Annotated in this window: 26 protein-coding genes, 2 pseudogenes and 8 other annotated features; of the genes and pseudogenes, 19 read left to right on the plus strand and 9 right to left on the minus strand. The window is 51.3% G+C overall.

The features are described 5' to 3' along the window. Positions 1–11: 11 nt before the first annotated feature. On the minus strand, positions 12–191 hold the full coding sequence (gene mob9 / locus CP0228; protein NP_858361.1) for a plasmid mobilization protein: 180 nt from the start codon (positions 189–191) through the stop codon (positions 12–14). Positions 192–563: 372 nt separating this feature from the next. Continuing rightward, positions 564–1899: a mobile genetic element (partial), on the plus strand. After that, positions 630–1951, plus strand: a sequence feature (Similar to Shigella flexneri orf, conserved hypothetical protein ref: NP_085397.1 (439 aa). BLAST with identity of 77% in 438 aa. This CDS contains an in-frame stop codon. The sequence has been checked and is believed to be correct.). Its footprint overlaps the feature before it by 1270 nt. Here mob9 and CP0230 point away from each other — a divergent pair. The 4 genes and pseudogenes from CP0230 (at position 630) to CP0233 (ending at position 3856) form a co-directional block, all read left to right on the plus strand. Further along, positions 630–1951 (plus strand): annotated as a pseudogene (locus tag CP0230). It overlaps the preceding feature by 1322 nt. Further along, positions 1900–3208, plus strand: a mobile genetic element. It overlaps the preceding pseudogene by 52 nt. Next, a complete protein-coding gene (locus CP0231) occupies positions 1954–2283 on the plus strand; it encodes an IS629 ORF1 (protein NP_858364.1) in 330 nt (109 codons plus the stop codon). Its footprint overlaps the feature before it by 330 nt. Further along, on the plus strand, positions 2498–3166 hold the full coding sequence (locus CP0232; protein NP_858365.1) for an IS629 ORF2: 669 nt from the start codon (positions 2498–2500) through the stop codon (positions 3164–3166). Its footprint lies within the feature at positions 1900–3208. Positions 3209–3486: 278 nt before the next feature. After that, positions 3487–3815, plus strand: a mobile genetic element (partial). Further along, complete coding sequence (locus CP0233) at positions 3638–3856, plus strand: IS3 ORF2 (protein ID NP_858366.1); 219 nt, start codon at positions 3638–3640, stop codon at positions 3854–3856. (Overlaps the previous feature by 178 nt.) Here CP0233 and CP0234 read toward each other — a convergent pair. Further along, positions 3844–6756 (minus strand): hypothetical protein, encoded by a 2913-nt coding sequence (locus CP0234; RefSeq protein ID NP_858367.1) that lies wholly within the window; start codon positions 6754–6756, stop codon positions 3844–3846. The two genes, CP0233 and CP0234, sit on opposite strands and share 13 nt — an antisense overlap. 482 nt (positions 6757–7238) lie before the next feature. Between CP0234 and shf the strand changes: the two genes are divergently transcribed. The 4 genes from shf to msbB2 all read left to right on the plus strand — a co-directional run bounded on the left by shf (position 7239) and on the right by msbB2 (position 11136). Further along, positions 7239–8081 carry a carbohydrate transport protein gene (gene shf / locus CP0235; protein ID NP_858368.1) on the plus strand — a complete coding sequence of 281 codons (843 nt, stop codon included), beginning with the start codon at positions 7239–7241 and terminating at the stop codon, positions 8079–8081. A gap of 2 nt (positions 8082–8083) precedes the next feature. Continuing rightward, positions 8084–9172 (plus strand): UDP-sugar hydrolase, encoded by a 1089-nt coding sequence (rfbU, locus tag CP0236; RefSeq protein ID NP_858369.1) that lies wholly within the window; start codon positions 8084–8086, stop codon positions 9170–9172. A 4-nt stretch (positions 9173–9176) separates the two neighbouring features. Beyond that, a complete protein-coding gene (gene virK, locus CP0237; RefSeq protein NP_858370.1) occupies positions 9177–10127 on the plus strand; it encodes a hypothetical protein in 951 nt (316 codons plus the stop codon). A 64-nt stretch (positions 10128–10191) separates the two neighbouring features. After that, on the plus strand, positions 10192–11136 hold the full coding sequence (msbB2, locus tag CP0238) for a lipid A biosynthesis (KDO)2-(lauroyl)-lipid IVA acyltransferase (RefSeq protein NP_858371.1): 945 nt from the start codon (positions 10192–10194) through the stop codon (positions 11134–11136). A 130-nt stretch (positions 11137–11266) separates the two neighbouring features. Further along, positions 11267–12214 (minus strand) — a mobile genetic element (partial). Here the strand turns inward: msbB2 and CP0239 are convergent. From CP0239 to CP0242, 3 genes and pseudogenes are all read right to left on the minus strand, one after another. After that, the gene (locus CP0239; protein ID NP_858372.1) at positions 11290–12246 is read right to left on the minus strand and encodes an IS630 orf; all 957 of its coding nucleotides are present in this window, start codon (positions 12244–12246) and stop codon (positions 11290–11292) included. Its footprint overlaps the feature before it by 925 nt. Continuing rightward, positions 12215–13478: a mobile genetic element, on the plus strand. It overlaps the preceding gene by 32 nt. Next, positions 12255–13076, minus strand: a sequence feature (Similar to Shigella flexneri orf, conserved hypothetical protein ref: NP_085323.1 (272 aa). BLAST with identity of 100% in 272 aa. This CDS contains an in-frame stop codon. The sequence has been checked and is believed to be correct.). (Overlaps the previous feature by 822 nt.) Further along, positions 12255–13076 (minus strand): annotated as a pseudogene (locus CP0240). (Overlaps the previous feature by 822 nt.) Next, the gene (locus CP0242) at positions 13112–13414 is read right to left on the minus strand and encodes an IS600 ORF1 (protein ID NP_858375.1); all 303 of its coding nucleotides are present in this window, start codon (positions 13412–13414) and stop codon (positions 13112–13114) included. Between CP0242 and traD the strand changes: the two genes are divergently transcribed. Then, positions 13453–13638: a DNA transport protein gene (traD, locus tag CP0243; RefSeq protein NP_858376.1), complete on the plus strand. Its 186-nt coding sequence runs from the start codon at positions 13453–13455 to the stop codon at positions 13636–13638. 8 nt (positions 13639–13646) lie before the next feature. On the opposite strand, the gene mvpA is transcribed toward traD, so the two are convergent. Both mvpA and mvpT read right to left on the minus strand, forming a co-directional pair. Then, entirely contained in the window at positions 13647–14045 is a 399-nt protein-coding gene (gene mvpA / locus CP0245) for a plasmid maintenance protein (protein ID NP_858378.1), read from the minus strand. Beyond that, positions 14045–14272, minus strand: a complete 228-nt coding sequence (gene mvpT / locus CP0246) for a plasmid maintenance protein (protein ID NP_858379.1) — start codon at positions 14270–14272, stop codon at positions 14045–14047. The genes mvpA and mvpT overlap by 1 nt, the downstream gene beginning before the upstream one ends. A gap of 60 nt (positions 14273–14332) precedes the next feature. Between mvpT and CP0247 the strand changes: the two genes are divergently transcribed. The 7 genes from CP0247 (at position 14333) to yigB (ending at position 21817) form a co-directional block, all read left to right on the plus strand. Next, positions 14333–14725 carry an oriT nicking and unwinding protein gene (locus tag CP0247; RefSeq protein NP_858380.1) on the plus strand — a complete coding sequence of 131 codons (393 nt, stop codon included), beginning with the start codon at positions 14333–14335 and terminating at the stop codon, positions 14723–14725. 20 nt (positions 14726–14745) lie between these two features. Next, positions 14746–16110 (plus strand): oriT nicking and unwinding protein, encoded by a 1365-nt coding sequence (locus CP0248; RefSeq protein NP_858381.1) that lies wholly within the window; start codon positions 14746–14748, stop codon positions 16108–16110. Then, entirely contained in the window at positions 16107–19607 is a 3501-nt protein-coding gene (locus CP0249) for a conjugal transfer nickase/helicase TraI (RefSeq protein ID NP_858382.1), read from the plus strand. The genes CP0248 and CP0249 overlap by 4 nt, the downstream gene beginning before the upstream one ends. A gap of 19 nt (positions 19608–19626) precedes the next feature. Beyond that, positions 19627–20373: a conjugal transfer pilus acetylation protein TraX gene (gene traX / locus CP0250; RefSeq protein ID NP_858383.2), complete on the plus strand. Its 747-nt coding sequence runs from the start codon at positions 19627–19629 to the stop codon at positions 20371–20373. A 54-nt stretch (positions 20374–20427) separates the two neighbouring features. Next, a complete protein-coding gene (gene finO / locus CP0251; RefSeq protein NP_858384.1) occupies positions 20428–20988 on the plus strand; it encodes a conjugal transfer fertility inhibition protein FinO in 561 nt (186 codons plus the stop codon). 130 nt (positions 20989–21118) lie between these two features. Further along, complete coding sequence (gene yigA, locus CP0252) at positions 21119–21331, plus strand: hypothetical protein (RefSeq protein NP_858385.1); 213 nt, start codon at positions 21119–21121, stop codon at positions 21329–21331. 183 nt (positions 21332–21514) lie between these two features. Then, positions 21515–21817: a hypothetical protein gene (gene yigB, locus CP0253; protein ID NP_858386.1), complete on the plus strand. Its 303-nt coding sequence runs from the start codon at positions 21515–21517 to the stop codon at positions 21815–21817. After that, positions 21815–23078: a mobile genetic element, on the plus strand. (Overlaps the previous gene by 3 nt.) On the opposite strand, the gene CP0254 is transcribed toward yigB, so the two are convergent. Together CP0254 and CP0255 are read right to left on the minus strand one after the other, a co-directional pair. Continuing rightward, positions 21858–22676, minus strand: a complete 819-nt coding sequence (locus CP0254; protein NP_858387.1) for an IS600 ORF2 — start codon at positions 22674–22676, stop codon at positions 21858–21860. (Overlaps the previous feature by 819 nt.) Then, on the minus strand, positions 22712–23014 hold the full coding sequence (locus tag CP0255) for an IS600 ORF1 (protein ID NP_858388.1): 303 nt from the start codon (positions 23012–23014) through the stop codon (positions 22712–22714). It lies within the feature at positions 21815–23078. A gap of 57 nt (positions 23079–23135) precedes the next feature. Here CP0255 and CP0256 point away from each other — a divergent pair. From CP0256 to repB, 3 genes are all read left to right on the plus strand, one after another. After that, positions 23136–23303 (plus strand): hypothetical protein, encoded by a 168-nt coding sequence (locus CP0256; protein ID NP_858389.1) that lies wholly within the window; start codon positions 23136–23138, stop codon positions 23301–23303. 293 nt (positions 23304–23596) lie between these two features. Further along, positions 23597–24187 carry a hypothetical protein gene (yihA, locus tag CP0257; RefSeq protein ID NP_858390.1) on the plus strand — a complete coding sequence of 197 codons (591 nt, stop codon included), beginning with the start codon at positions 23597–23599 and terminating at the stop codon, positions 24185–24187. 239 nt (positions 24188–24426) lie between these two features. Beyond that, positions 24427–24687 carry a replication protein gene (gene repB / locus CP0258; protein ID NP_858391.1) on the plus strand — a complete coding sequence of 87 codons (261 nt, stop codon included), beginning with the start codon at positions 24427–24429 and terminating at the stop codon, positions 24685–24687. Positions 24688–24716 lie beyond the last annotated feature (29 nt).

The raw sequence follows: 24716 nt of genomic DNA on the forward strand, positions 1-24716 counted from the left end.
CCCTCGCGATATTAACGTAATATCTTAATTGTATGCACCGCCAGAATGCGTTCAGTGCGATCACGGCAGCAGACAGGTAAAAATAGCAACAAACCACCCGAAAAACCGCCGCGATCGCGTATGATAAATTTTAACCACATGCATACCTGTGCAACAAGGCGAATCACGCACGGATTTCCAGCCAGAGACACCTGAAACGTAACCGGCTCATTTAAACCGTCTGGTCTGTTACCTCCGGTTCCACAAAAATAATGTCCATCATTTTGAAGTGGACACTATCGTATGGAATACCGGACCTGAATCACTGAAGCTTTACGCCTTCATTTCGAAGAACATTTACCACGGGTTGTGGCCGGATGTCGCCTGGGCGTACCAAAATCAACTGTCTGTGGTATGTTCGTGCGCTTCCGCAACGCTGGCCTTTCATGGCCTCTGCCCGCAGGTATGTCGGAGCAGGAACTTGATGCCCTTCTTTACGGAAGTGCCTCCACAGTACCTGTCGTACTTACTGAAAGCACCGTTATGCCCAAACTCCCGGTGGTAAAAAAACGTCCCCGGCGGCCTAATGCCGATCAGTTAAGGATCAGTTGACCGATCCAGTGGCTGTGTAAGAATCCGGAAACGCTCACTTGTTTCCGGATTTTTTTATGCACATTGGACAGGCTCTTGATCTGGTATCCCGTTACGATTCTCTGCGTAACCCACTGACTTCTCTGGGGGATTACCTCGACCCCGAACTCATCTCTCGTTGCCTTGCCGAATCAGGTACTGTAACGCTACGCAAGCGCCGTCTTCCCCTCGAAATGATGGTCTGGTGTATTGTTGGCATGGCGCTTGAGCGTAAAGAACCTCTTCACCAGATTGTGAATCGCCTGGACATCATGCTGCCGGGCAATCGCCCCTTCGTTGCCCCAGTGCCGTTATTCAGGCCCGCCAGCGCCTGGGAAGTGAGGCTGTCCGCCGCGTGTTCACGAAAACAGCGCAGCTCTGGCATAACGCCACGCCGCATCCGCACTGGTGCGGCCTGACCCTGCTGGCCATCGATGGTGTGTTCTGGCGCACACCGGATACACCAGAGAACGATGCAGCCTTCCCCCGCCAGACACATGCCGGGAACCCGGCGCTCTACCCGCAGGTCAAAATGGTCTGCCAGATGGAACTGACCAGCCATCTGCTGACGGCTGCAGCCTTCGGCACGATGAAGAACAGCGAAAATGAGCTTGCTGAGCAACTTATAGAACAAACCGGCGATAACACTCTGACGTTAATGGATAAAGGTTATTACTCACTGGGACTGTTAAATGGCTGGAGCCTGGCGGGAGAACACCGCCACTGGATGATACCTCTCAGAAAGGGAGCGCAATATGAAGAGCTCAGAAAACTGGGTAAAGGCGATCATCTGGTGAAGCTGAAAACCAGCCCGCAGGCACGAAAAAAGTGGCCGGGACTGGGAAATGAAGTGACAGCCCGCCTGCTGACCGTGACGCGCAAAGGAAAAGTCTGCCATCTGCTGACGTCGATGACGGACGCCATGCGCTTCCCCGGAGGAGAAATGGCGGATCTGTACAGTAATCGCTGGGAAATCGAACTGGGATACAGGGAGATAAAACAGACGATGCAACTGAGCAGGCTGACGCTGAGAAGTAAAAAGCCGGAGCTTGTGGAGCAAGAGCTGTGGGGTGTCTTACTGGCTTATAATCTGGTGAGATATCAGATGATTAAAATGGCGGAACATCTGAAAGGTTACTGGCCGAATCAACTGAGTTTCTCAGAATCATGCGGAATGGTGATGAGAATGCTGATGACATTGCAGGGCGCTTCACCGGGACGTATACCGGAGCTGATGCGCGATCTTGCAAGTATGGGACAACTTGTGAAATTACCGACGAGAAGGGGAAGTGAACCGCCCCGGGAATCCTGGAGACTAAACTTCCTGAGAAAGAGGTAAACAGGATGACTAAAAATACTCGTTTTTCCCCCGAAGTCCGTCAACGGGCAGTCCGTATGGTTCTGGAAAGTCAGGGCGAATATGACTCACAATGGGCGACAATTTGTTCCATTGCTCCAAAGATTGGCTGTACGCCGGAGACTCTGCGTGTCTGGGGTCTTCGCCAGCATGAGCGGGATACCGGGGGCGGTGATGGAGGGCTCACCACCGCTGAACGTCAGCGTCTGAAAGAGCCGGAGCGTGAAAATCGTGAACTGCGCCGCAGTAACGATATCCTTCGCCAGGCTTCCGCTTATTTTGCGAAGGCGGAGTTCGACCGCCTCTGGAAAAAATGATGCCACTGCTGGATAAGCTGCGTGAGCAGTACGGGGTCGGACCGCTATGCAGCGAACTGCATATTGCCCCGTCAACGTATTACCACTGTCAGCAACAGCGACATCATCCGGATAAACGCAGTGCCCGTGCGCAGCGCGATGACTGGCTGAAGAAAGAGATACAGCGCGTATACGATGAAAATCACAAGGTATACGGTGTAAAGTCTGGCGTCAGTTGTTACGGGAAGGTATCAGAGTGGCCAGATGCACTGTGGCACGTCTCATGGCGGTTATGGGACTTGCCGGTGTTCTCCGGGGTAAAAAGGTCCGTATGACCATCAGCCGGAAAGCCGTTGCCGCAGGCGACCGCGTAAACCGTCAGTTCGTGGCAGAACGACCTGACCAGCTGTGGGTGGCTGATTTTACTTACGTCAGCACATGGCAGGGCTTCGTCTATGTGGCGTTCATCATTGATGTGTTTGCCGGATACATCGTGGGGTGGCGGGTCTCATCGTCCATGGAAACGACATTCGTGCTGGATGCACTGGAGCAGGCGTTATGGGCCCGTCGACCGTCCGGCACGGTCCATCACAGTGATAAAGGTTCTCAGTATGTATCGCTGGCCTACACACAGCGGCTTAAGGAAGCCGGATTACTGGCATCAACAGGAAGTACAGGCGACTCGTATGACAACGCGATGGCGGAGAGCATCAATGGTCTTTACAAAGCGGAGGTAATACACCGTAAGAGCTGGAAAAACCGTGCAGAAGTGGAACTGGCCACACTCACGTGGGTGGACTGGTATAATAATCGACGATTGCTGGAAAGGCTGGGCCACATCCCTCCGGCAGAAGCAGAAAAAGCTTATTATGCTTCCATCGGAAACGATGATCTGGCAGCCTGAGTTCACAGATAAAACACTCTCCAGGAAACCCGGGGCGGTTCAAAGGGCCTTCCCGAGAGTGGTAAAGGAGAGGCCCTGGAAATACCCCACAGCCCCGAAAAAGAGCCAGTCAGTTGCTTAACTGACTGGCATTAAGGCCGCCGGGGACGTTTTTTTACCACCGGGAGTTTGGGCATAACGGTGCTTTCAGTAAGTACGACAGGTACTGTGGAGGCACTTCCGTAAAGAAGGGCATCAAGCTCCTGCTCCGACATACCTGCAGGCAAAGGCCATGAAAGCCCTGATTTCCGGAAGCGAGCGAACAGTCCACAAACTGTTGAACGTGGTGTCAGCGGCGGACAGGGATAAGCCCTCGTCAGCAGTTCCGTCAGCACTGCGACAGCGTTCTTTACCCGGTCAAAACAGCGTTGCGGTGCACCACGCCTGACGGATGAACTGCGTGCTCAGGGTTACCACTTTAACGTAAAAACCGTGGCGGCAAGCCTGCGCCGTCAGGGGCTGAGGGCAAAGGCCTCCCGGAAGTTCAGCCCGGTCAGTTACCGCGCACATGGCCTGCCCGTGTCAGAAAATCTGCTGGAGCAGGATTTTTACGCCAGTGGTCCGAACCAGAAGTGGGCGGGAGACATCACGTACTTACGTACAGATGAAGTTCGGTTACATCCTGTCAGCACGGAACCTCACGCTTTTTGAGCGGCACGACGGATCCCCCCCACCCAGTATCCGACAGACTTTTCACTGCGTTCGTAAAAACCCTTCTTCCCTCCCAGCATATCCACTAATTCCGGTGACATATCCTGCAGATAAGTCTGCAAATCATGCCCCAGATCTTCCGGTGACTGCAACTCATAAACCGCGCGCCACACATCACCCTTCCTTATTTTAAGCCCCGGGTTAAGAATATACTGTCCGTGGTTCAGCCTCAGAAAAAGCTTTTTTCCATAAGGATTTTTGCTGTTAACTTCATGTTGAGAGAGCTGGCTGCTGATATAACTCCTTCGTTTGCGGCGTTCCGGCAGCAACGCTTCAGGAAGATGAACCACACACTCTGCCAGTCGTGCCGCACTGAAGGCTTCCGAAAAAAACAGAGCACTTCCCAGATGCGTGTGGAACAGCGCCTGCATCAGGATCACCAGAAACATTGCCATCTGCCGGTTGTCCAGTTTGATGAGGCGTCCTTCCACCTGCAGTGACAGACTTTCAGGTTTCAGCAGGGTATACAACTGCGCACTTTTCTGTTGCGCATAACGGGGCGTACTGACCGCCGCTGACAGAACTTGATGATAAGCCGCCAGCCCGTCATTACCGGTCAGCAAGGGATCTGCACCACGCTCCAGCAGTAACTGAACCAGTGCAATATTACCTGCCCGGGCTGCTGACATCAGCGGAGTAAGATTAAACGGCGAACGGTGATCAACACCATAACGTTCAATATCCCGCAACACGGCAACCGGGTTATTCATTGAGTATGGCCGGAAATACTTCAGCTCCAGTAACTGCAGAGTCTTCGTTCTGGGCTGCCTTGTGGGCTTAAAATCTTCCCGGTACAGTGCATTATACAGCGGGAACAGGGAATAAATCAGACTGTACTCCAGCGCCTGCAGTTGTATGGTTTTATCGGCTGTACCTGCGAGGATATGCTGTTTCCACTGTCGTGCATCCTCTGCGGTGATAATCTGCCATGGCATCTCAGATGTCTGCAGGATCCGGCTACGGATGGTGTCCGCCTGCTCCTGCTTCCCCTGTTTTTCAAGCAGATGTGCGGTTTTCTGCCACTCATCACGGCTGGAAATCTCTTCCTGCAGATTCAGAGGCTCTTCCTGATGCGTGAGCGCAAGCAGACTCCACAGAGGATGCTCCACCTGCTGTTCAACAAGATACACATTGTGTTTAGCACGGGTGAGCGCAACATACAGCGCGTTGGTAAAAAATTTATAGATTTCCGCTGAACGATCCTGCCTGTCCCGCGGACGGGAATAACGGGCCTCGCCCTCAAGATCAGCCGGTGTAAGACCCTCGCAAATATCATCAAATGCCTGCCGGGCAGCGCTTACTATATTGTAAAGGATCACCGTTTCGTATTCCAGCCCCTTAACCTCCTGAACCGAAAAGACCAGCGGCGTACTGAACCAGCATCGCGCCTGTGCTTTCTGTTCCGGATGCATCACAATGACCGCTACACGATTCGAAAGTGAGGTTTTGGCATTCAGTTCCTGCTTTGTCTCTTCCCTATCGTCCAGCAACCGGATGGTCCCTTCTGCCTGACCGCAGCTTCTGACAAAATGGTGACTTTCCCGATCAATAGCACTAAAGCGGACCTGTTTGAGTCTCAGCAACCGGTTAGCCAGTGCAGTGACGTGGTGCCCGTTACGGTAATTCGCCTGCAGGATATTAACGGTTGTGTCGTTTCCCTGTTGCTGCCGGAAAAAGAGACTTTTGAGCGAACTCCATGAGAAAAAGCTCGGATGAACTATCTGATTGGCATCACCACAGAGTAAAAACTGACCGGGATGACGTAGCGTTTTCAGTACCAGTTGCAGTTGAACAGGCGTCATATCCTGAACTTCATCAACAAAAATGACATCATAACGGGGAGTTGCCAACGAAAGATACTGATGACTGAGCAGATTACTGTCATACTGATGCGACTGTTTCAGCCATGCGATATAACGTTCAAACAGGACATAGACCGTCGGGCGGTCCTCCATGCCATAGAGCGACTGCCGTATCCCCAGTGACAGATACGCCTCCCGGGACAGCGGCCCATTCCCGGAGGCAACCGCACCGATCACGCCCCTGAACTCCTCATACAGGGTATGGGCAGCCCCCAGTGCGGCGATAGCCCTGTTGCGGGGCAGCCAGTCGCTGAACGCACTGAAAGTCACCTCCCTGCCTTCCGGAATGCGCAGAGTTTCCAGAAATTCCGTCAGCGAAAGAAAGTCAATATTCTGTACCTCACTCCCTTCCCCTGAAGCGTCATAGAGAGTACGCGCTTTTTCCACCAGAAATGAGGAAAGGCTGAGATACAGTATATCACCAGCAGCCTGCTTCATTTTTTCCAGTACCAGCGCCGTCTTACCACTTCCCGCCGAGCCAACAATCACCAGCGGTAGCGGGTGTTCGTACAGTGCCTGCTGATCATCATCAAAGGACAGCATTTTATCCAGGCGGTGGAAACGCCCATGAGACGGATTGATATACGTCAGCGCTTCAGTCGCGATATCAACAGGATCCGGCACTGGTTGTTGTTGTAAGCGCCCTTCATCAATCACCACGTTTCTGCGAAGAAAACGTGAAGTGTTATAGGCATGATTGCGAATATATTCCAGAACAAGGCAGATAGTTTCACCGTGGTAGCGATACAGCGAAAACAGTAATCGGTCCCGGATACTGAGCCGGGCGCGGTAAAGATTGGTGTCAATTTTACGAACATCAGCCTGAACAAAGTTATCGGTGGCAATAGCCTGTGCAAATTTTTTATAACCCGGGATCGTGTCAGGATTCAGAGTATGATAAAGACAGATTTTCATGGCTGCCGGTTTCCGTCGTGCAAAAAACATGCTGATTTTACGAAGGAATGCCTTACTGAACAACCTTGCCCGGAATACCCCCCGAAATCAGATGGAACAATCAGAAAAATGCTCTGCAGTTATGGAATAAAGAAGGTGGGGTGGTACGCCGGGAGGGCGATCCGCTGGAAATGGCGCAGTAGCTGCAGGCCTGTCATGATGCAGGAATAGAAGTTCGTGTACAGGTTAATGAAAGCGTCACCCCGTAAATAAACTCTGCGCTGAAATTCCTTTTTTTCATTGGAGTACCTGTGTTGTTCTGAGGTGAACATATCACCTCTGTTCAGGTAGCCAAATTCAGTGTGCCACCTCAAGGTTCTTAGTGAGTCGTTTTTAAAAGATATGATAATATATCATTGTTTATGAATTGTTGATGTTTAATTTAGTAAATTATATCAAATATGCCATGGGTTTGCTATGTTATTCATCCAGTATCTGGAAATAAAATGCACCAGCTTTATTGGGTTTTCCTTTTGTCTCTGCTTGCTAGGTGCCAGAAACTTTAAATGTTAAACGAAGGGGGCATTTTGTTCAAAGCCAATCATGTTCCGGTATTAATGTATCATCATGTCAGTCATTGCCCCGGACTGGTTACACTTTCTCCCGTGACATTCCGGAAGCAAATAAAATGGTTGGCTGAAAACAACTGGAAAACACTGTCATCAGATGAACTGGAGTTTTTTTATCGGGGCGGAAAACTCCCCCGGAAAAGCGTTATGTTGACATTTGATGATGGATACCTTGACAACTGGTTTCAGGTATATCCTTTATTAAAAGAGTTTAATCTCAAAGCACATATTTTTTTAATTACCGGTTTTATTGGGAATGGTCCGGTTCGTCACTCTCCTGGAAAGGAATATTCTCATCGCGATTGCGAACATCAAATAGCGACAGGGAATGCTGATAATGTTATGCTTCGCTGGTCTGAAGTAAACGAAATGTTGCAATCTGGTCTGGTCGAATTTCATGTTCATACGCATACTCATACACGCTGGGATAAAAAGTTCAGTTCACGAGAAGAACAGTGTAAACATCTTCGGCAGGACTTGTTGAGCGGGAGAGAATATTTGAAAGAAATGACAGGAAAATGCAGTAAACATTTGTGTTGGCCGGAAGGTTATTATAACAAGGATTATATTCAGGTCGCTGAAGAACTTGGATTCTATTATTTATATACAACAGAAAGAAGAATGAATGCTCCTGCTAAAGGAACTACACGGATAGGAAGAATAAGCACCAAAGAACGGGAAAGTTGCGCATGGCTGAAAAGACGACTTTTTTATTATACAACCCCGTTTTTTTCATCGTTGCTGGCCTTTCATAAGGGGCCAAGATTACCGGATGATTAATAATGAATATACTATTTACGGAATCATCACCGAATATAGGTGGTCAGGAATTACAGGCTGTTGCTCAAATGAAGGCCCTGAAGAAAATGGGGCATTCAGTTCTGCTTGTCTGCAGGGAAAACAGCAAAATTGCTTTTGAAGCCAGTAAATTGGGGATTGATATCACATTCGCGTTATTTCGAAACAGTCTTCACATCCCTACTGCATGGAGATTACTCGGAATAGTTCATGGTTTTCAGCCCAATGCAATCGTTTGTCACAGTGGGCATGATAGCAATATTGTTGGTTTAGTACGGTTATTCACTAGGAAACATCCATTCAGAATTATCAGGCAAAAGACATATTTGACACGAAAAACAAAAGTTTTTTCAATAAATCATTTTTGCGATGAGGTGATTGTTCCCGGAACAAGTATGAAGACACATCTGGAGCAGGAAGGATGTCGAACCCGGGTTACTGTTGTGCCTCCAGGCTTTGATTTCCAGAAATTATACGTTGATTCCCGAAACAGTTTGCCTCCAAATGTTCTTTCTTGGCTGGCGTCCCGAAGGGGATGCCCCGTTATTGCTCAGGTAGGAATGTTGCGCCCGGAAAAAGGGCACGAATTTATGTTGAATTTACTGTTCCATTTAAAAATGAATGGACGACAGTTCTGTTGGTTGATTGTGGGGTCTGGTTCGCCTGAACTGCGGGAGCATTTACAGTATCAGATTGACAGTATGGGCATGCATGATGATGTTTTTATTGCTGACAATGTTTTTCCTGCCGCCCCCGTATATCGGGTTGCCAGTCTGGTGGTTCTGCCTTCAGAAAACGAATCGTTTGGTATGGTACTGGCAGAAGCATCGGCATTTTCTGTGCCTGTACTGGCCAGTCAGATTGGTGGAATCCCTGATGTTATTCAGAATAACCAGACCGGGACATTGTTACCAGCAGGTAATAAGCACGCATGGATGTGCGCCCTGAATGATTTTTTTAATGACCCTGGGCGTTTTTATCAGATGGCTCGCCAGGCAAAACAGGATATAGAAGAGCGGTTTGATATTAATAAAACTGCGTTAAAAATACTCACATTAGCGAAGCACAAGTAACAATATGTTTTCTGTAAGTAACTTATCATTTATCGGTTTCCTTAAAAGGATTGTTTTTTCCTCAGATTCACTCCCGGGGAAGTGGGAACACAGAAAATTCCGGTTCATGTACATTTTGCGATGTGCTATAAATCCGGTTGCCAGTATTCGATATTATTACGAACTGCGTTCCTTGCAGTGCATTGAGGATATTCTGGCAATACAACCCACGTTGCCAGCAAGAATTCATCGACCTTATTTGCATAAAGGGGGGCGAGCCTGGTCCCGGGGGCAATATATTCTTGAGCATTATCGCTTTGTGCAAAATTTGCCAGAAAAATATTCTGAATTTTTGTTTCCACAAAAATCGGTATCATTAGTCCAATTCATCGGGAAAGATGGAGAGGATTTTGATATCCAGTGTTCTCCCAGTGGTTTTGACCGGGAAGGAGAGTTGATGTTGTCATTGTTTTTCAATAAAATAGTGATTGCCCGGTTAACATTTTCAGTCATTCTGACTCAAAATGGACACACCGCTTTTATTGGCGGATTACAGGGAGCCCCCAAAAATACCGGACCTGATATTATTCGGTGCGCAACCCGGGCCTGTTATGGGCTTTTCCCAAAACGGATTATTTTTGAAGCATTTTGTGCGTTGATGAAAGCTTGTAATGTCTCTGAGTGTCTGGCAGTCAGTGAGCACAGTCATGTTTTCCGGCAATTGAGATACTGGTATCAGAAACGCAAAACCTTTGTTGCTGTCTACAGTGATTTCTGGGAGTCTGTAGCAGGGAAAACCTGTGGTGACTGGTACAAATTACCAACACAGGTGGTTCGAAAGCCGCTAAGCAATATAGCTAGTAAAAAACGCTCTGAGTATCGAAAACGATACGCTTTGCTGGATTATATCCATGAAACTGCTATCCGCTCTTTGGATGCATATCCTGTAAACTCAGAACATTATGACTTAAATTAAGGTTAGATGTATTCTCTGAATAAAATATTAATGATGATTATGGTAGGGGCATTCGCACTAAATAATGAAAAAATACAAATCCGAGTTTATTCCTGAATTTAAGAAAAATTATCTTTCCCCTGTTTACTGGTTTACATGGTTCGTTTTGGGAATGATTGCAGGTATTTCAATGTTTCCCCCTTCATTCAGAGATCCTGTCTTGGCCAAAATAGGGCGTTGGGTGGGCAGATTGAGCAGAAAAGCTCGTCGCAGGGCGACGATTAATTTATCGCTTTGTTTCCCGGAAAAGAGTGATACAGAACGGGAAATAATTGTCGACAATATGTTTGCCACAGCATTGCAATCCATAGTGATGATGGCAGAACTGGCAATTCGTGGTCCGGAAAAGTTCCAGAAACGAGTGTTCTGGAAAGGCCTCGAAATTCTTGAGGAAATTCGGCACAATAACAGAAATGTGATTTTTCTGGTTCCCCATGGCTGGAGCGTGGATATTCCTGCAATGTTGCTGGCAGCTCAGGGGGAAAAAATGGCCGCCATGTTTCATCAGCAACGAAATCCAGTGATTGATTATGTCTGGAATTCTGTACGGCGTAAATTCGGGGGGCGCTTACATTCCCGGGAGGATGGGATAAAACCATTTATTCAGTCAGTACGCCAGGGATACTGGGGGTATTACCTTCCAGATCAGGATCATGGTCCTGAATACAGTGAATTTGCTGATTTTTTTGCGACCTATAAAGCGACATTACCAATTATTGGACGTCTGATGAACATCAGTCAGGCTATGATTATACCGCTTTTCCCGGTTTATGATGAAAAAAAACATTTCCTGACTATTGAAGTTCGGCCACCAATGGATGCATGCATTGCCAGCGCGGACAATAAAATGATTGCCCGACAAATGAACAAAACAGTGGAAATTTTGGTGGGGTCACATCCGGAACAGTATATCTGGGTTTTAAAATTGTTAAAAACGCGCAAATCAAACGAAGCGGACCCGTACCCTTGAAATTATAAAGTACAGGTATTTCCACTAGTTGTTTCTTACAGGTTACCAATCGAAACACATCCCCCTTCCGTGTGTTGCCCGTTTGGCACGGAGGACTGTGTAGATGCAGTTCGTTAAATTTAATTTATGCCTAAATAGCTGCGCTTAATACCGCTACACTTTTGCCAGCCCATGTTTGCCTCCGGGGAATGGGCTGACGGTTTCCATAAAATGGCGAACTTTTTTCAACAGTTGCCACATTGAGCGGCACTGATGATTACGCGTTATTGTGTCGTGAAGTGCCTGCCATAGCCGTTCAACATGATTCACCCATGGCGAGTAAACCGGCTGATAAATGCCCCTGAACTTCGGGTTCTCCTTCAGCCAGCTCTGTGTTTCCCGGCTTTTGTGGATAATGTAGTTGTCCACGATCAGCGTGATGGTTTTCGCACGACGGTATGTCGCTTTAAGCCGCTTCAGCAGGCTGATGAACAGCGCCGAACTTTTGCTGTTGCCGCCCACATAGCTGACTTTACCTGTCCCGCTGTGCAGCGCTCCGGCCAGATAATATTTTTCATTCTGTCCCGGCGTGACCACCCGTTTTTGCTGTCCGCGCAGTTGCCAGTCCGCACCGATTTTGGGATGAAGATGGATATCCACTTCATCTTCATAAAAGACCGGATGCTCTGCGCTGCATTCGTCCAGTGCTTTATGGATTGCTGCCATCTTTTCATCTTTATGCGGGTCACGGATACGCAGAGTTGGCGCAGCCCTTCGCCACACAATCCCCACAGACGGCAACCAGCGGCGAACGGTTCCGGCATTTAACTGGCAACCGGTTATCTCATTGATTTTTATTGCCAGCAGTTCTGTACTCCAGCGTGAACGCTGGTAGCCAAAGTCGCCGGGAGAATGTTTTACCAGCTCACGTAACAGTGTGCAGATATGCTCAAACGGCCAGCGACGGGCACGCCCGGCAGGTAATGATTTCAGTCCCTCAACACCCGACTGCGTGAACCAGTTAATCCAGCGTCCAACAGAGGAGCGGGCGCAGCAGAGCGTTCTGGCAACGTCGCTGACACGGTCGCCCCGGTGCAGCTGAGGTGTACTGGCAATAGCGGACACTACCATTTGTTCTTTTTTTAAGCAGCCATCTGATGATATTTTTCCCTGAAGGCTGCCGGGGAGATATTCCCCAGACGAGAGTGACGACGCTGACGATTGTAGAAAATCTCAATGTATTCCCGTATTACTGAGATGGCTTCATCCCGGTTATTAAAACGATAGTGGCTCAGGCTCTCATTTTTCAGCGTTCCCCAGAAGCTTTCCATCGGAGCGTTGTCGTAACAGTTACCTTTACGCGACATTGATGTTTTCAGACCAGACTGCTCCTGTATGACCCGGTAATCGTATGCGCAGTACTGTGAACCTCGATCAGAGTGGTGGATTAGCCCGGCAGGTGGGCGCTGGCTCCTGAGCGCCATAAACAGGGCTTTACCTGTCAGCTCTTTTGTCATGCGCTCTCCCATGGCGTAGCCGACAATTTCGCACGTATAAACATCTTTGATGCCAGCGAGGTACAACTATCCCTCCTGTGTGGCAACATACGTCAGGTCCGCCACCCAGACCTGATTTGGTGCTGTAGGAGCGAACGTCTGGTTCAGCAGATTTGGCGCAACTGGCAGATTGTGGTTCGGGTTCGTAGTCGCTCTGAACTTGCGTTTCTGCTTACAGCGTAGCCTTAGCTCCTTACGAAGACGTGCCAGTCGGTCACGACCAACGATGATGCCATTCTCTGCCAGCTCCGTCTGGAGCCGCCGGGTTCCATATGTTTCGCGAGTGCGGATATGTGCCACCTTAATCTCCAGTTTTAGCCGCTCATCACTTTGTTTTCTGTCTGAGGGTTCATGCTGTACCCAGTTGTAATAACCGCTCCTGGATACACCAAATACCTGACACATCGCTTCAATGGGAAATTGTTGTCGCCATTGTTCGATTAACGCGTATTTTTCAGCGACTCCTGTGCAAAATACGCTGTTGCTTTTTTTAATATATCTCGCTCAAGGCGAGCTTCATTTAACGCCTTACGCAGTTGCAGAATTTCAGATTCCAGTTCAGCCAGCGTGCGGGAACCAGGAGTACCGAGCCCTTTTCTGGCGGCGGTAACCCATTGTCCTAAAGTGCCTTCAGGAAGGAATAATCGGGAAGCGTCTTCACTGATCGAAAGTTGATTTTCAAGAACCGTTCTGACAGCTTCGGCTTTGAACTCTTTAGAGTAACGTTGGGTTTTTCTGCTCATTATTAGCTCCTTCTGATGCCATTCTATTTCAGGAAGGAGTGTCCGTTAAACTCAGGCTACCTCAGATCAGTGAATCCGGTGAAGTGGTGGATATGGCCGCTTATGAGGCATGGCAGCAGGAAAATCATCCGGACACCTGGCAGCAGATGCAGCGTCGTGAAGAGGTGAACATCAATGTGCACCGGGAACGCGGGGAGGATGTTGAGCCGGGAGATGATTTCTGATGAACAGGTCAGCTCCAGTCTTCAGTTCTCAGGCCGCCCACACGTTCAAATTCCCGGGTGTTATTAGTCACAATAATCAGCCCCCGACTGCGGGCATGACCTGCGATCATTTGATCAAATGGCCCGACAGGGCGTCCCTGACGGGCAAGTTCTGCTCTTATCTGGCCGGTGTGTGTGGCTGCAGCAGCGTCGTAATCCAGAACATCAATGCGGGAAACAAATCCCTCGATCACAGCGAGATTACGTTCAGGCATCTGGCTTTTTTCTGCACCATATATCAGCTCCATCAGGGTGACCGAACTGATACACATTTTCCCCTGGTTCAGGTTAAAACGCTCCCTGACGCTGGCGGGTTTGTTCTTTATCGTAAAAATGCAGATGTTGGTATCGAGCATAAACTTCAGCATCAGAATGACTCCCTTTCTTGCATGCCGGGCTGTTCCCTGTTATCCATAAAATCGGTGCTGACGCTGTGTCCGTCGAACCATTCGTCCCATGTCTCTCCGGCTGGCGTAATGATTCTGGTTCGTCCGACAGCAATCACTTCAACGCGTTTTACGTTTTCCGGCAATGCAACCGCTTTTGGCAGTCTGACCGCCTGGCTGCGGTTGCTGAGAAATACGGTGGTTTCCATTATTTGCCTCCTTATGTGGATATGTCTTGTGTATATCTATTGTGGGATTGATACCGGGATATGTCAAAGGGATATACGTTTATGATGAGTATCGCGCAGGTCAGATCGGCCGGAAGTGCCGGTAATTATTATACCGACAAGGATAATTACTATGTGCTGGGCAGCATGGGAGAACGCTGGGCCGGCCAGGGGGCTGAACAACTGGGGCTGCAGGGCAGTGTCGATAAGGATGTCTTTACCCGCCTTCTGGAGGGCAGGCTGCCGGACGGGGCGGATTTAAGCCGCATGCAGGATGGCAGTAACAGGCATCGTCCCGGCTACGACCTGACCTTCTCCGCTCCCAAAAGTATCTCCATGATGGCCATGCTCGGGGGGGACAAACGTCTTATTGAAGCACATAACCAGGCCGTGGATTTTGCTGTCCGTCAGGTGGAGGCCAGTGCCTCCACCTGACGGACGGACAGTCAGAAACGGTGCTGACCGGTAATCTGGTGATGGCACTGTTTAACCACGACACCAGTCGCGATCAGGAACCACAGTTACACACGCATGCGGTGGTGACTAATGTTACGCAGTATAACGGCGAATGGAAGACACTGAGCAGTGACAAAGTGGGGAAAACGGGGTTCATTGAGAATGTGTACGCTAATCAGATTGCCTTTGGCAGGCTCTACCGGGAAAAACTGAAAGAGCAGGTTGAGGCGCTGGGCTATGAAACTGAAGTGGTCGGTAAGCACGGTATGTGGGAAATGCCGGGTGTACCGGTGGAGGCCTTTTCCGGACGCTCACAGACTATCCGGGAGGCCGTCGGGGAAGACGCCTCGCTGAAATCCCGGGATGTGGCGGCGCTGGATACGCGTAAATCCAAACAGCACGTCGATCCTGAAGTCAGAATGGCCGAGTGGATGCAGACGCTGAAGGAAACCGGGTTCGACATCCGGGCATATCGTGACGCAGCGGAACAACGGGCATATACCCGCACGCAGACACCCGGACCCGCTTCACAGGACGGGCCGGATGTGCAGCAGGCGGTGACACAGGCCATTGCCGGATTAAGTGAACGCAAAGTGCAGTTTATGTATACGGACCTGCTGGCCAGGACGGTCGGCATACTGCCGCCGGAAAATGGTGTGATTGAACGGGCACGCGCCGGTATCGATGAGGCCATCAGCCGTGAGCAGCTTATCCCCCTCGATCGTGAGAAGGGGCTGTTCACGTTCGGGATTCATATGCTCGATGAGCTGTCAGTCCGGGCACTCAGTCGTGACATCATGAAACAGAACCGGGTGACCGTACATCTGGAGAAAAGTGTCCCCCGGACGGCCGGTTACAGCGATGCCGTCAGTGTTCTGGCACAGGACCGTCCGTCGCTGGCCATTGTGTCCGGGCAGGGCGGTGCAGCCGGGCAGCGTGAGCGGGTGGCTGAACTGGTCATGATGGCCCGGGAGCAGGGGCGGGAGGTGCAGATTATCGCTGCTGACCGTCGCTCGCAGATGAACCTGAAGCAGGATGAACGGCTGTCCGGTGAACTGATAACCGGACGTCGTCAGTTGCTGGAAGGAATGGCCTTCACGCCGGGCAGTACCGTTATCGTCGACCAGGGCGAAAAACTCTCCCTGAAAGAGACGTTAACCCTGCTGGATGGTGCCGCACGTCATAACGTACAGGTCCTGATAACCGACAGCGGGCAGCGAACCGGTACAGGCAGTGCACTGATGGCCATGAAGGATGCCGGGGTGAACACATATCGCTGGCAGGGGGGAGAACAGCGACCGGCCACCATCATCAGTGAACCGGACCGTAATGTCGGCTGGCCGGAGATTTTGCGGCCAGCGTGAAAGCCGGAGAAGAGAGCGTGGCACAGGTCAGCGGAGTACGGGAACAGGCCATACTGACACAGGCCATTCGCAGTGAGCTGAAAACACAGGGCGTGCTCGGACACCCGGAGGTAACCATGACCGCCCTGTCACCGGTCTGGCTGGACAGCCGGAGCCGTTATCTGCGGGATATGTACCGCCCGGGAATGGTGATGGAGCAGTGGAACCCGGAGACACGCAGTCATGACCGCTATGTGACAGAACGTGTGACGGCGCAGAGTCACAGCCTGACCCTGCGGAATGCGCAGGGCGAAACGCAGGTGGTGCGTATTTCTTCCCTGGACAGCAGCTGGTCGCTGTTCCGGCCGGAAAAAATGCCGGTGGCAGACGGTGAGCGTCTGAGGGTGACAGGGAAAATTCCCGGACTCCGCGTCTCCGGCGGTGACCGCCTGCAGGTGGCATCCGTCAGTGAAGATGCGATGACGGTTGTTGTGCCGGGACGGGCTGAACCGGCCACCCTGCCTGTGAGCGATTCACCGTTCACGGCACTGAAGCTGGAGAACGGCTGGGTGGAAACGCCCGGGCATTCCGTCAGCGACAGTGCGACGGTTTTTGCCTCCGTCACACAGATGGCAATGGACAATGCCACCCTGAATGGTCTGGCCCGCAGTGGTCGTGATGTCCGGCTGTATTCCTCACTGGATGAAACCCGTACTGCGGAAAAACTTGCCCGCCATCCCTCCTTTACGGTGGTTTCTGAGCAGATAAAGGCGCGTGCCGGTGAGACATTGCTGGAAACCGCTATCAGTCTGCAGAAAGCCGGGCTTCACACGCCGGCACAGCAGGCCATTCATCTGGCCCTTCCTGTGCTGGAAAGTAAAAACCTGGCCTTCAGCATGGTGGACCTGCTGACAGAGGCGAAGTCGTTTGCTGCAGAAGGAACCGGTTTTGCTGACCTGGGAGGGGAAATCAATGCGCAGATAAAACGGGGTGATTTACTGTATGTGGATGTGGCAAAAGGCTATGGCACAGGCCTGCTGGTTTCCCGTGCGTCGTATGAGGCAGAAAAGAGCATTCTTCGCCATATTCTCGAAGGTAAGGAGGCGGTCACGCCGCTGATGGAGAGAGTACCTGGCGAACTCATGGAGAAACTGACATCAGGACAGCGCGCCGCCACCCGTATGATACTGGAAACGTCTGACCGTTTCACGGTGGTGCAGGGCTATGCCGGTGTGGGTAAGACCACACAGTTCCGGGCGGTGATGTCAGCCGTGAACATGCTGCCGGAGAGTGAACGTCCCCGTGTCGTGGGGCTGGGGCCCACACACCGTGCGGTCGGGGAGATGCGCAGCGCCGGCGTGGATGCACAGACACTGGCGTCCTTTCTGCATGACACGCAGCTGCAGCAGCGCAGCGGAGAAACTCCGGATTTCAGCAACACGCTGTTCCTTCTCGATGAGAGCTCTATGGTGGGCAATACCGACATGGCACGGGCATACGCCCTGATTGCGGCCGGTGGCGGTCGGGCTGTGGCCAGCGGTGACACGGACCAGCTGCAGGCCATCGCGCCCGGTCAGCCTTTCCGTCTCCAGCAGACGCGCAGTGCTGCCGATGTGGTCATCATGAAGGAGATTGTGCGTCAGACGCCGGAACTGCGGGAGGCGGTATACAGCCTGATTAACCGGGATGTGGAAAGGGCGCTGTCCGGGCTTGAGCGTGTGAAACCGTCTCAGGTGCCACGTCTGGAGGGCGCATGGGCACCGGAGCACTCCGTGACGGAGTTCAGTCACAGCCAGGAAGCGAAACTGGCAGAAGCGCAGCAGAAGGCGATGCTGAAAGGCGAGGCTTTTCCGGATGTCCCCATGACACTGTATGAAGCCATTGTCCGCGACTATACCGGCAGGACACCGGAAGCACGGGAGCAGACGCTGATTGTCACGCACCTGAATGAGGACCGGCGCGTACTGAACAGCATGATTCATGATGCACGGGAAAAGGCCGGAGAACTGGGGAAGGTGCAGGTCATGGTGCCTGTCCTGAACACAGCGAATATACGCGACGGGGAGCTGCGTCGTCTCTCCACCTGGGAGAATAACCCGGATGCCCTTGCCCTGGTGGATAATGTGTATCACCGGATTGCCGGTATCAGTAAGGATGACGGGCTGATAACCCTGCAGGATGCGGAAGGTAACACGCGGCTGATTTCGCCCCGGGAGGCGGTGGCTGAAGGCGTCACGCTGTACACCCCGGACACCATCCGGGTGGGGACCGGTGACAGGATACGCTTCACGAAGAGTGACCGGGAGCGCGGTTATGTGGCCAACAGCGTCTGGACGGTGACAGCGGTTTCCGGTGACAGTGTCACACTTTCTGACGGTCAGCAGACCCGTGTGATTCGCCCCGGTCAGGAGCGGGCAGAGCAACATATTGACCTGGCCTATGCCATCACCGCCCACGGTGCACAGGGGGCGAGTGAAACCTTTGCCATCGCGCTTGAAGGCACGGAAGGTAACCGGAAACTGATGGCCGGCTTTGAGTCAGCCTACGTGGCCCTGTCGCGTATGAAGCAGCATGTGCAGGTGTACACCGATAACCGTCAGGGCTGGACGGATGCCATCAACAATGCCGTACAGAAAGGAACTGCCCACGATGTGTTTGAGCCGAAACCGGACCGGGAGGTCATGAATGCAGAGCGGCTGTTCAGTACGGCGCGGGAGCTGCGGGACGTGGCGGCAGGCCGTGCCGTTCTCCGTCAGGCGGGGCTGGCCGGGGGAGACAGTCCTGCACGGTTTATTGCTCCGGGACGTAAATATCCGCAACCGTATGTGGCACTGCCGGCGTTTGACCGTAACGGCAAGTCCGCCGGTATCTGGCTGAACCCGCTGACCACGGATGACGGAAACGGGCTGCGGGGATTCAGCGGTGAAGGTCGGGTAAAAGGCAGCGGGGATGCGCAGTTCGTGGCCCTGCAGGGCAGCCGTAACGGAGAAAGCCTGCTGGCTGATAATATGCAGGATGGCGTCCGGATTGCCCGTGATAATCCTGACAGTGGTGTGGTGGTAAGAATCGCCGGTGAAGGCCGTCCGTGGAATCCCGGTGCCATCACCGGTGGCCGCGTGTGGGGGGATATCCCGGACAACAGCGTCCAGCCAGGAGCCGGAAATGGTGAACCGGTCACGGCAGAGGTACTGGCACAGCGGCAGGCTGAAGAGGCCATCCGCCGTGAAACGGAACGTCGCGCAGATGAAATTGTCCGTAAAATGGCAGAGAACAAACCTGACCTGCCGGACGGCAAAACAGAGCAGGCTGTCAGGGAAATTGCCGGGCAGGAGCGTGACCGGGCTGCCATAACTGAACGGGAAGCCGCGCTGCCGGAGAGTGTACTGCGTGAACCACAACGGGTGCGGGAAGCGGTCCGGGAAGTTGCCCGGGAAAATTTGCTGCAGGAGCGTCTGCAGCAGATGGAGCGGGATATGGTTCGTGACCTGCAGAAAGAGAAAACCCCGGGCGGAGACTGATACAGGAAGACAAACACTGATGACAACGGATAACACGAACACGACACGTAACGATTCACTGGCTGCACGGACCGATACCTGGTTGCAGTCATTTCTGGTCTGGTCACCCGGACAGCGGGATATCATCAAAACGGTGGCACTGGTGCTGATGGTACTGGACCACATCAATCTGATATTCCAGCTGAAGCAGGAATGGATGTTTCTGGCCGGGCGAGGAGCCTTTCCGCTTTTTGCCCTGGTGTGGGGGCTGAATCTGTCCCGTCATGCGCATATCCGGCAACCGGCCATTAACCGGCTGTGGGGATGGGGAATTATTGCCCAGTTCGCATATTATCTGGCAGGCTTTCCTTGGTATGAGGGGAATATCCTGTTTGCCTTTGCAGTGGCGGCACAGGTGCTGACGTGGTGTACCACGCGCAGTGGGTGGCGTACAGCAGCGGCCATACTCCTGATGGCCCTGTGGGGGCCTTTGTCCGGCACCAGTTACGGTATTGCCGGGTTGCTGATGCTGGCAGTCAGCAACCGGCTGTACCGGGCGGAAGACAGAGCGGAACGTCTGGCGCTGGTCGCCTGCCTGCTGGCTGTTATTCCGGCGCTTAACCTTGCCACCAGTGATGCAGCGGCGGTGGCCGGTCTTGTGATGACGGTGCTGACCGTTGGTCTGGTGTTGTGTGCCGGAAAATCATTACCCCGTTTCTGGCCCGGAGACTTTTTCCCGACGTTCTATGCCTGTCATCTGGCTGTGCTGGGCGTTCTGGCGCTGTGACGGGTGTGGTATCTTTGGCCGCAAGAGGATGATTCGTCAGAGGCAGAACACAGCATGACAGAGCAGAAGCGACCGGTACTGACACTGAAGCGGAAGACAGAGGGAACAGCGCCTGTCCGCAGCCGGAAAACCATCATCAATGTCACCACGCCACCAAAGTGGAAGGTGAAAAAGCAGAAGCTGGCCGAGAAAGCGGCCCGTGAAGCAGAGCTGGCGGCAAAAAAAGCGCAGGCCAGACAGGCGCTGTCCATTTATCTGAACCTGCCCACGCTGGATGAGGCTGTGAATACCCTGAAGCCCTGGTGGCCGGGATTATTTGACGGTGACACGCCCCGGCTTCTGGCCTGCGGTATCCGGGACGTGTTACTGGAAGACGTGGCGCAGCGGAATATCCCGCTCTCGCATAAAAAACTGCGCAGGGCGCTGAAGGCCATCACCCGTTCAGAAAGCTATCTGTGTGCCATGAAAGCCGGTGCCTGCCGGTATGACACGGAAGGGTATGTGACGGAGCATATTTCTCAGGAGGAGGAAGCGTATGCGGGAGCGCGTCTGGCGAAAATTCGTCGCCAGAACCGGATAAAGGCAGAACTTCAGGCCGTGCTTGATGAGAAATAAAAAAAGCCTCCCCCAGAGAGAGGAGGCAGGGAAATAAGGCTTAAAAGGAAATAACTTCCGCTTCCGAAAGGAAGCCAGTCCACTGAATTATTTATCACAATAATACTGACAACTAAAGGGGGACAAGAAAATGAATGGATTCAGAAACAGTTCACGGAACGGCCAGGTCTGGCGTTACCAGCGTGCCGGCGGGCGGGCCGTTATTCTGGAAGTCAGTGGACGCTGGATGGAAGCGGCAGAAGCATGGCGACGGGCTGCCTGTGTTGCGCCTAGGACAGACTGGCAGCAGTTTGCCCGGAAAAGGGCTGAACACTGCCACCGGCGCTGCCGGGGAAGGGTGTAACGAAAAAAGCAGCCTTCATTACTCTAGGAGTCAGAAGGCTGAAAGGAGTTTATGAGATTTGCTTCTTAATATCCGGTCGGGCAGTATGACCGGACAGTTCTGAGTAGCACAGAGTCTTTTCCGCATTAAGTCGATTTTTTATATTTTGTGATTAGTTTCACAAAATAAGGTGTTATTCAATGTGTGCTGCACTATTCAGGGGGGCTGAAATACAGGTGGCATTTATCTGATATGGAGAATAACATGAGGAAATATATTCCACTGGCATTATTTATCTTTTCATGGCCGGTATTGTCTGCAGATATTCATGGACGGGTTGTTCGTGTACTGGACGGTGATACCATCGAGGTCATGGACTCACTGAAGGCGGTGCGGATCAGGCTGGTAAATATTGATGCACCGGAAAAGAAACAGGATTATGGCCGGTGGTCAACAGACATGATGAAATCACTGGTCGCAGGAAAAACGGTTACCGTCACATATTGAGGTGTACTGGCAATAGCGGACACTACCATTTGTTCTTTTTTTAAGCAGCCATCTGATGATATTTTTCCCTGAAGGCTGCCGGGGAGATATTCCCCAGACGAGAGTGACGACGCTGACGATTGTAGAAAATCTCAATGTATTCCCGTATTACTGAGATGGCTTCATCCCGGTTATTAAAACGATAGTGGCTCAGGCTCTCATTTTTCAGCGTTCCCCAGAAGCTTTCCATCGGAGCGTTGTCGTAACAGTTACCTTTACGCGACATTGATGTTTTCAGACCAGACTGCTCCTGTATGACCCGGTAATCGTATGCGCAGTACTGTGAACCTCGATCAGAGTGGTGGATTAGCCCGGCAGGTGGGCGCTGGCTCCTGAGCGCCATAAACAGGGCTTTACCTGTCAGCTCTTTTGTCATGCGCTCTCCCATGGCGTAGCCGACAATTTCGCACGTATAAACATCTTTGATGCCAGCGAGGTACAACCATCCCTCCTGTGTGGCAACATACGTCAGGTCCGCCACCCAGACCTGATTTGGTGCTGTAGGAGCGAACGTCTGGTTCAGCAGATTTGGCGCAACTGGCAGATTGTGGTTCGGGTTCGTAGTCGCTCTGAACTTGCGTTTCTGCTTACAGCGTAGCCTCAGCTCCTTACGAAGACATGCCAGTCGGTCACGACCAACGATGATGCCATTCTCTGCCAGCTCCGTCTGGAGCCGCCGGGTTCCATATGTTTCGCGAGTGCGGATATGTGCCACCTTAATCTCCAGTTTTAGCCGCTCATCACTTTGTTTTCTGTCTGAGGGTTCATGCTGTACCCAGTTGTAATAACCGCTCCTGGATACACCAAATACCTGACACATCGCTTCAATGGGAAATTGTTGTCGCCATTGTTCGATTAACGCGTATTTTTCAGCGACTCCTGTGCAAAATACGCTGTTGCTTTTTTTAATATATCGCGCTCAAGGCGAGCTTCATTTAACGCCTTACGCAGTTGCAGAATTTCAGATTCCAGTTCAGCCACCGTGCGGGAACCAGGAGTACCGAGCCCTTTTCTGGCGGCGGTAACCCATTGTCCTAAAGTGCCTTCAGGAAGAGATAATCGGGAAGCGCCTTCACTGATCGAAAGTTGATTTTCAAGAACCGTTCTGACAGCTTCGGCTTTGAACTCTTTAGAGTAACGTTGGGTTTTTCTGCTCATTATTAGCTCCTTCTGATGCCATTCTATTTCAGGAAGGAGTGTCCGTTAAACTCAGGCTACCTCATATTTTCAGCGAGATCGTTATGGTCGTATTCTCGGGCAGGTTTATGCACCAGACGGAATGAATATTAATCAGTTTATGGTCCGGGCCGGGGCTGCCTGGGTATATGAGCAGTACAACACAGATCCCGTGCTACCTGTCCTTCAGAACGAAGCCAGACAACAAAAACGTGGGCTCTGGTCAGATGCTGATCCGGTTCCCCCCTGGATATGGAGGCACCGTAAATAAAGCGATGGCAATCCTATCATTCATCTGTTCTCAGCGGGAATAAAAATGGCAAAAACAAAACAGGAATGGCTGTATCAGTTACGGCGATGTTCATCAGTCAATACGCTGGAAAAAATTATTCATAAAAACAGAGACAGTTTATCAAACAGTGAACGTGAATCATTTAATTCAGCAGCAGACCACCGGCTAGCGGAATTAATCACCGGAAAGTTATATGACAGGATACCAAAAGAGATATGGAAATATGTAAGGTAATAATTCAGCAATAATTAATTGCCAGGAGCAGATAAATAATGAAGTTGATTATTTTTATTCTCATTGTTCTGATTATTGCAGCGCTACTTATCCGGATTATCCTCAGAAGTGTAAATCAGCATTCTCCTTTGCTGATGCAATTGCATGCGGCAGGTATACGGACTGGTGATGCAGAGCGAATACTGTCCAGCGGTGAATACTGGCAACGTCAGAAGACGCTGCTGACAGAAAGGGAAGTCAGTTTTATGAAAGGACTGTTCAGAATTGTGGATATGAAGCGGTGGTATCTGTGTCCGCAGGTACGGGTAGCGGATATCGTCCAGCTGAACGGGAATATCCGGCCACGATCACGCCAGTGGTGGCAGTTATTCAGGATGGTGTCTCAGTGGCATGTTGATGTGGTTATCGTTGAGCTGCGTTCGTTCAGTATTGTTGCAGCAGTAGAGCTGGATGATGCCAGCCATTTACGACCGGAACGCAGACGCCGGGATATTCTTCTGGAAGAGGTTCTGAGGCAGGCTGGTATTCCGTTGCTCAGAAGCCACGATGCCAGAAAACTGCTGCAGATGACCGGAGAATGGCTGAATACAACAGGGGCTGATCAGCAGTCACCGGAACATCGTAGCTGACGCCTTCGCGTTGCTCAGTTGTCCAACCCCGGAAACGGGAAAAAGCAAGTTTTCCTCGCTCCCGGCGTTTCCATAACTGAAAACCATACTATTTCACAGTTTAAATCACATTAAACGACAGTAATCCCCGTTGATTTGTGCGCCAACACAGATCTTCGCCACAATTCTCAAGTCGCTGATTTCAAAAAACTGTAGTATCCTCTGCGAAACGATCCCTGTTTGAGTATTGAGGAGGCGAGATGTCGCAGACAGAAAATGCAGTGACTTCCTCATTGAGTCAAAAGCGGTTTGTGCGCAGAGGTAAGCCTATGACTGACTCTGAGAAACAAATGGCCGCTGTTGCAAGAAAACGTCTTACACACAAAGAGATAAAAGTTTTTGTCAAAAATCCTCTGAAAGATCTCATGGTTGAGTACTGCGAGAGAGAGGGGATAACACAGGCTCAGTTCGTTGAGAAAATCATCAAAGATGAACTGCAGAGACTGGATATACTAAAGTAAAGACTTTACTTTGTGGCGTAGCATGCTAG

The organism is Shigella flexneri 2a str. 301, assembly GCF_000006925.2.
GTDB lineage: Bacteria > Pseudomonadota > Gammaproteobacteria > Enterobacterales > Enterobacteriaceae > ECMA0423.